This is a genomic window from Sandarakinorhabdus oryzae (assembly GCF_009733735.1).
GTDB classification, from domain to species: Bacteria; Pseudomonadota; Alphaproteobacteria; order Sphingomonadales; family Sphingomonadaceae; genus Sandarakinorhabdus; species Sandarakinorhabdus oryzae.
Window position 1 is genome coordinate 1 of record NZ_WNJP01000146.1, and the last position, 6,907, is coordinate 6,907.

At 66.5% G+C, this 6,907-nt stretch carries 7 protein-coding genes; 5 read left to right on the forward strand and 2 right to left on the reverse strand.

Annotated elements, in window-relative coordinates:
• On the reverse strand, positions 1-1,157 hold a 1,157-nt coding region (locus tag GJ693_RS12485; RefSeq protein ID WP_197042170.1), incomplete at its 3' end, for a glycosyltransferase.
• Positions 1,158-1,402: 245 nt separating this feature from the next.
• Here GJ693_RS12485 and GJ693_RS12490 point away from each other — a divergent pair.
• The 4 genes from GJ693_RS12490 to GJ693_RS12505 all read left to right on the forward strand — a co-directional run bounded on the left by GJ693_RS12490 (position 1,403) and on the right by GJ693_RS12505 (position 4,311).
• Positions 1,403-1,807, forward strand: coding sequence for a PRC-barrel domain-containing protein (locus GJ693_RS12490; protein WP_156256621.1), 405 nt, complete (start codon positions 1,403-1,405; stop codon positions 1,805-1,807).
• 97 nt (positions 1,808-1,904) lie between these two features.
• The gene (locus GJ693_RS12495; RefSeq protein ID WP_156256622.1) at positions 1,905-2,207 is read left to right on the forward strand and encodes a SemiSWEET family sugar transporter; all 303 of its coding nucleotides are present in this window, start codon (positions 1,905-1,907) and stop codon (positions 2,205-2,207) included.
• A 69-nt stretch (positions 2,208-2,276) separates the two neighbouring features.
• The gene (locus GJ693_RS12500; RefSeq protein WP_156256623.1) at positions 2,277-2,825 is read left to right on the forward strand and encodes a Dps family protein; all 549 of its coding nucleotides are present in this window, start codon (positions 2,277-2,279) and stop codon (positions 2,823-2,825) included.
• A 430-nt stretch (positions 2,826-3,255) separates the two neighbouring features.
• The gene (locus GJ693_RS12505) at positions 3,256-4,311 is read left to right on the forward strand and encodes an alpha/beta fold hydrolase (protein ID WP_156256624.1); all 1,056 of its coding nucleotides are present in this window, start codon (positions 3,256-3,258) and stop codon (positions 4,309-4,311) included.
• A gap of 4 nt (positions 4,312-4,315) precedes the next feature.
• On the opposite strand, the gene GJ693_RS12510 is transcribed toward GJ693_RS12505, so the two are convergent.
• Positions 4,316-5,998, reverse strand: coding sequence for an N-acyl-D-amino-acid deacylase family protein (locus GJ693_RS12510; protein WP_156256625.1), 1,683 nt, complete (start codon positions 5,996-5,998; stop codon positions 4,316-4,318).
• Positions 5,999-6,131: 133 nt separating this feature from the next.
• Here GJ693_RS12510 and GJ693_RS12515 point away from each other — a divergent pair, with 133 nt between their 5' ends.
• Positions 6,132-6,740, forward strand: a complete 609-nt coding sequence (locus tag GJ693_RS12515) for a PadR family transcriptional regulator (RefSeq protein WP_197042171.1) — start codon at positions 6,132-6,134, stop codon at positions 6,738-6,740.
• Positions 6,741-6,907: the final 167 nt, after the last annotated feature.

Genomic DNA, 6,907 nt, shown 5'->3' on the forward strand with positions numbered 1-6,907 from the left:
AGCGGCGTCGTCGCGGCCGCCGCCGTGATCAGGCCGTGCATGGCCGCCCAGGTCGCGTCCCAGCTGTTGCCGGCGAGATGGGCATCAACGGCCGCCAGCCGCTGGCGGTGCTGCGCCGGATCGGCGGCCACGCGCAGCATCTGGCGGGCGCTGGCCACCACGTCGGGCGCATCAAGCGCGATATCGACCAGCCCGAGCCGGCCATAGCTGCTGATCACGTCTGCGATCGGGGTGGAGATGACCGGCAGGCCGGCGGCGAGGAATTCCGGCGTCTTGGTGGGCGATATGTGGCGCGTCGCCTCGTTGCGGGCGAAGGGCATCCACGCCAGATCCCAGTGCGCCAGATAATGCGGCAGGCTGGCATAGGGGCGGGCGCCCAGCCAGTGGATGTTGCTGACCTGCGGCAGGCTGGCGGGATCGATCTTGGCGGTGGGGCCGATCATCACGAACTGCCAGTCCGGCCGCAGCGCCGCCACTTCAGAGACCAGAACCAGGTCCATGCGTTCGTCGATCACGCCGAAATAGCCGATGCGCGGGTGGGGGATGCCGCGCTGGCTGTCGGGATCGGCCAGTCCGTGTTCGCGCGCGCGGCCGAAATGGGCGGCATCGATGCTGGACGGGAAGAAATGGGCATCGCTGCGGTGCAGGCTGGCCGCCGCCTGCAGCGAGGCACCACCGGTGAAGACCAGATCGGCCTCCCGCAACAGGGCGGCTTCCCACGCGGCCAGTTCCGGCGGGGCAAAGGCAAAGGCCGACAGCTCGTCCATCTTGTCATAGATCACGAGGTCCGCAGACAGCTGTCGTCCGAAGGCCAGCGCCATCGGCGTATAATACCAGAGCCACACCGGCGCAGCGCCGGCGCGCCTGATCAGCCGGGCGGAGATGTCGGCCTGGTGGGCCAGGGCATCGGCGGCACTGGTGCCGGCGGGCAGCACCGGTTGCACGATGGTGATGCCGCCCGCCCGGTCCAGCTCGCGCACCATGGCGATGCTGCCTTCGATCACCGGTTCTTCCATGAACCAGATATCGAAATCAGTTGCGGCGCGGGTGAGCAGATGATGCGGGCGTTGCACGACGAAATCCCAGCGCAGATGCGAGAGGACAATCAATACGGGACGCCGGCCCGACACGGGTGCGTCTTCCATGAACTGGGGCATCGACGGTCGTCCTTCTATGGTTGATGGCGCTGCCCCCAGCTGTGGATTTGACAACGCCCTGCGAACCCTCCGGTTCCAGCCGGCTTGATTTGCGACCGGCGGTTCGTCGCAGCGGGAACCGGCCCATGACTGGCGGGTTGAAGAGGCCATGACGGACAATCCGGGCAGCGGACATGCAGGCCGCCGCCGCCGCCCGTCTTGCCCCCAAGGATGCGGCTTTCTTCCTGCACACAAAGGACAATCCCATGAGTTCCAATCCCACCACCGTCACGCCAACCCCGCCCACCAACAGCGGCTCGCTGATCAGCAGCGAGCGCGTCACCGGCACCAACGTCTACAACCGCGACCGCGAGAAGCTGGGCAGCGTCGAGGCACTGATGATCGACAAGATGTCCGGCCAGGTGCGCTTTGCCGTGATGTCGTTCGGCGGCTTCCTGGGCATGGGTGAAAAATATCACCAGCTGCCGTGGAACGGCCTGTCCTATGATCTGGACAACAAGGGCTATGTCGTGAACCTGACCCGCGATGCACTGAACGCAGCGCCGATGTTCACCCGCGATGAAATCGACAGCTTCGATTACGGCAGCAATTCGGACGAGATCGACAGCTATTACGGCAAGATCGACGGATTCCGGAACCGCGCGAACTGATCGGCTGATCCCCGGTTCACGGTGCTGAACCGGGGCACCGTGGCGGCCAGCGCCCTGGCCGCCACGGGCGCCGTTTACCTGCCGCCGGAGATTGCGCATGGCCACGGCCGCATGGATCGGTGGCCTGGCCGCCACATTGTCGGTGGTCAGCTTCACGCCCCAGGCCTGGAAGATCATCAAGGATCGCCACACCGAAGGCTTGTCGGTTGCCGCCTGCAGCCTCACCTGCGCCGGATTCGTGCTGTGGACCTGTTATGGTCTGCTGCGCGGCGACCCGGCGATCATCGTGCCCAACGCGATCTGCCTGTTGCTGTCAGGCTTCATTCTCGCCCTGGTGCTGTTGCCGGCGCACAAGACGGCCAGCATCGCCGAAGCCATCGAACCGCCCACTGACGATTGAGGGCGGACACGGCAGCATACCGGCACACGGCCACCGCCAGCCCCTTCCTCCCCACAAAGGTTTCCCCCAATGGCCAAATCCCGCTCCTCTGATGATCTTGTTGCCCTCACCGACACCGGCAACCCCAGTCTGACTGCCCGGCAGAGCGAATTCGCGCCCGGCACTGGTCTCAGCGACAGCGCCTATGTCGAAGTCGCCGACGAGCTCGGCAAGGTTCTGGCCGACAGCTTCCAATTGTTCATCAAGACCCAGGGTGTGCACTGGAACGTGGCTGGTGCCGCCTTTTATGGCCTGCACAAGCTGACCGAGCAGCAGTATGGCGAGATTTACGCGGCCATCGACGAGATTGCCGAGCGCATCCGTGCGCTGGGCCAGAAGACCCCGGCCAGCTTGGCCACCTATGCCCGGCTGAGCAGTATCAGCGATGAAGACCGGCCGAACGACACCGGCCAGCAGGTGGCGATGCTGATGCGCGACAATGGCCTGGTCTGCCAGACGCTCCGCGATGCCCTCGACGTCGCCGAGGCGCATGACGACATCGTCACCGTCGATCTGCTCACCCGGCGTCTGGGTGATCACGAGAAATATGTCTGGATGCTGCGCATGCAGATCGCCTGACCAACGGCCGTCTTCATGCGAGTTCCATGGCGACGGCCGATCATCGTCCTCCCGATTGCATGGCCCCCGCCCGCACGGCGGGCCCATGATTCACGCCGTCGACCGGACCTGCCGACCTGTTGCAGGAACCGGGCGTGCCCGCTTTCTTGCCGCCAAGGCCCAGCGCCATCAAGATGCTTGCCTGGCTTTGAGGTCTTCATGAAGCCAGCTGGAAGGCGTTGGACCAGAGAGCAAAGAAGGCGACTTTCGGGTCGCCTTTTTCGTGTGTCGTCCGACGGCGGGGCCTGGCTGCGCCCTTCCTTCTTTTCCTGCCTCCCCCAGCAGACCCTGCGGCTCTGCCGCCGGCTACGCCCGCCAGGCACAAATTTCGTTGCGCTTGCCGCCGTGTCCGGCAAAGAACCGCCCACTCGTATCCGGGGAGCCCACCATCATGTTCGTCCGCGCCATCGCCCTCGCCGCCCTCATCGCCACCAGCGCCGCCGCGGCCCCCGCTGTCTCCGAAGCCGACTTCACCACCACCAATTTCCGCTTCGCCGACGGCCAGACCCTGCCGGAGCTGAAGCAGCATTACCGCACCATCGGCACGCCCATCCGCAACGCGATGGGCGAGGTGATCAACGCGGTGATGATCGGCCACGGCACCGGCGGCACCGGCGCGCAGTTCCTGCAGCCGCAGTTCGCTCGCCTGTTCGAGCCGGGCGGCACGCTGGATGCCGGCAAGTATTTCATCATCCTGCCCGATGCCATCGGCCACGGCGGCTCGTCCAAGCCCAGCGACGGGCTGAAGATGGCGTTCCCGGCCTATGATTATGGCGACATGGTGCGCGCCCAGGGCCTGCTGCTCGACACTCTGGGCGTGAAGAAGTTGCGCCTGCTGATGGGCACATCGATGGGCTGCATGATGGGCTTCCAGTTCGGGGTGGACCTGCCCGATCGCGCCCAGGCGATCATGCCGCTGGCCTGCAACGTGATCGAGCTGGCCGGGCGCAACCGCATGTGGCGGGCGATGGCGATCCAGGCGATCAAGGCCGATCCCGACTGGCAGGGCGGCAATTACACCAAGCAACCGTTGAACGGCATGCGCGTGGGCGTGGCGCTGCAGGCGATGGCGAGCTCTGCCCCGGTCAGGATGCAGGCCGATTTCCCGACCCGCGCCGCCGCCGATGCCGCTGCCGAACGTGCCATGGCGCAGGGCCTGGCCAGCAGCGCCGACGCCAATGATCGCCTCTATCAGCTCGACGCCAGCCGCAATTACAAGCCGCTGGCCCGGCTGTCGCGCATCGCCGTGCCGATCACCTGGGTGAACAGCGCCGATGACTTCATCAATCCGCCCGGTGTCGGCCAGCCGGCGGCCTGGGTGAAGGCGATGCCCAAGGGCAAATATGTGCTGATCCCCGAAAGCGCCGAGACGCGCGGGCACAGCACCCACACGTGGAGTGTGTTCTGGGAGGGCGAGCTGAAGGCGCTGCTGGCGCGCAGCCAGTAAGGCCTCATGCCGGACACTTGCCGGTGCCCGGCCCCTTCACGAACCGGCCCGCGGCCGCCCCCGTCGGTGCGCCGCCCTTCAGCACTTGCACGCCGTTCACCCACACGTTCGACACGCCGGTGGCATATTGCGCCGGCTTGGCGAACGTCGCGTGATCGCTGATCGTCGCCGGATCGAACACCACCACGTCCGCAAAATAGCCCAGCCGCAGCAGCCCGCGATCCGTGATGCCCAGGTTGCTCACCGGCAGGTGGCTGAGCCGCCGCACCGCGTCCTGCAGCGTGGTCGTGCCTTCCTCGCGCACATATTTGCCCAGCAGCCGGGCGAAATTGCCATAGGCGCGCGGGTGATCCTGGCTGAGCAGGAACACGCCTTCGGCACTGGGCGCTCCGGCATCGGAGGCAAAGCTCATCCACGGCAACGCCGTCTGCCGCTTCACATTTTCCTCGCTCATCAGAAAGTACGCCGTGCCGACCCGACTGCCATCCTCGATCACCAGATCGATGGCGGTGTCTTCCGGGCTAGTGCCGCGCATGCGCGCCACTTCACCCAGCGTCTTGCCGGTCAGCGGCTTCAGCCTGGGGTTCTTGAAGCCCAGCAGCAGCACCTTGTCCGAGCTGCCGGCGCGGCGGGCGAGATTTTCCCACGGCGCGTTGTCGTCCATCATCTCGGCCTTCACCCGGGCGCGGATCGCCGGGTCCTTCAGCCGCTCGATCCATTTTTCAAGGCCCCCCGATTGCACCCACAGGGGCATGGCGGCATCCAGCCCGGTGGCGCCGGCGGTGTAGTTGTACATGTCGGCCGTGATGCGGATGCCCTGTGCGCGGGCTGCCTCGATCTTGGCCAGGATGGCATCCATCTTGCCCCAATTCTTCTGGCCCGACATCTTCATGTGCCAGATCTCGGCCGGGCCACCCGATTGGCGGGCGATCTCGATCAGCTCGTCTACCGCCTGCTCGATGCGGTCGCCTTCTGATCGCATGTGGCTGATGTACATGCCGCCACAGGCCGCGCTCGCCTTTGCCAGCGCGATCAGTTCCGGCGTTTCGGCATAGGCCGCCGGCGCATAGATCATCGACGTGCCCAGCCCCAGCGCGCCCTCGTTCATCGCGGCGCGCACCAGTCCCGCCATGCGCTGCAGCTGCTCCGGCGTCGGATCGACATCACTCTCGCCCAGTTCGTGCACGCGCACCGTGGTGTGACCCACGAAGCTGGCCACATTGGGCGCGATGCCCTTCTGCTCCAGCGTGGTCAGATACTCACCCAGCGTCGTCCAGGTGATCGGGTATTTGAGATCGTCCTGCCGCTGCACCGCCAGCCGCTTCATCTCGGGGTTCAGCGGCCCCATCGAATTGCCCTCGCCCATCACCTCCAGCGTGATGCCCTGGCGCAGATCGCTCTGCGCGCGGCCATCGATCAGCAGGCTTTCCGTGGCCCAGCTCAGCATGTTGACGAAGCCCGGCGCGATGGCCTGGCCCTTCACATCGGTGACGGTGGCGCCCGCCGTCACCCGCGCTGGCGCTGCGCCTTGCCCGATGCCGGTGATGCGATCCCGGTCCATCGCCAGCCAGCCGCGATAGGGCGCCGCGCCGCTGCCATCGACGATCAGGCCACCCGTCAGCACCACGGGCCTGGCGAGCGCGGAGCCCGCCATCAGCAATGCGGCGAGTGCGAGCGTGCGTGTCATGGCGATCCCCCTGAAGTCGGCATCAGCTTATGGCGCGCGGCCCACGCCAGCAAGCACCTGCTGTGTGGGTCTTGCAATACACTCTCTCAAGATATATCTTAAGCCCTCCACACCCCCATCCGGAGTCGCCCGCATGCACTTCCGTTTCCACTTTGATCGCGATGGTTTCCACAAGGAGTTCAGCGGCCATTTCGGCCGCCGCGCTGGCCGCTGGGCCGCCTTTGCGCAGCGCTTTGCCGATGAGTTCGGTGATGGCTGGGGCAATGGCGGTCCGCGCCCGCGCCGCCGCCGCTTTGGCGCCGAGGCGCTGAAGGCCGTCCTGCTCCACCTGCTCAAGGACGAGCCGCGCCACGGTTATGACCTGATCAAGGCCATTGAGGACATGTCGGGCGGGCTCTATTCGCCGTCGCCGGGCATGATCTACCCGATGCTGGCCATGCTGGCCGATGAAGGCCTGATCAGCGAAGTCGCTGGCGAGGAAGGCCGCCGTCGCTACAGCATCACCGATGCCGGCCGCGCCGCCCTAGAAGAAGCCGAGGCGCAGTTGAAGGACGCGCTGGAGCGCCTGGGCGAGATGGCCCGGTGCAACACGGACCGCGAACGCGAGCCGCTGCGCGAGGCCATGCACGATCTGCGCGAAGCGGCGCGCGACGCCGTGCGCGATGCCGAATCGCGCGCTGAACGCGCCGAAGCCATCGCCGCCATTCTGCGCGAGGCGGCCGAGAAGATCGGCAAGCTCTGAACAAGTCGCGACGGCCGCGCGGCCTCTCTCTCCTGTGCCGGGCACAACGGGTGGCCCCTGCCTGCCCGGTGCAGGAGAGAGGGTGCGCGCCGGCCTAGCCGCGCGGCGCTGCGGCGCGAGCGAGGCGATCATTGATCGCCAGCCCCAGGCCGTGGCGCGGCACCGGC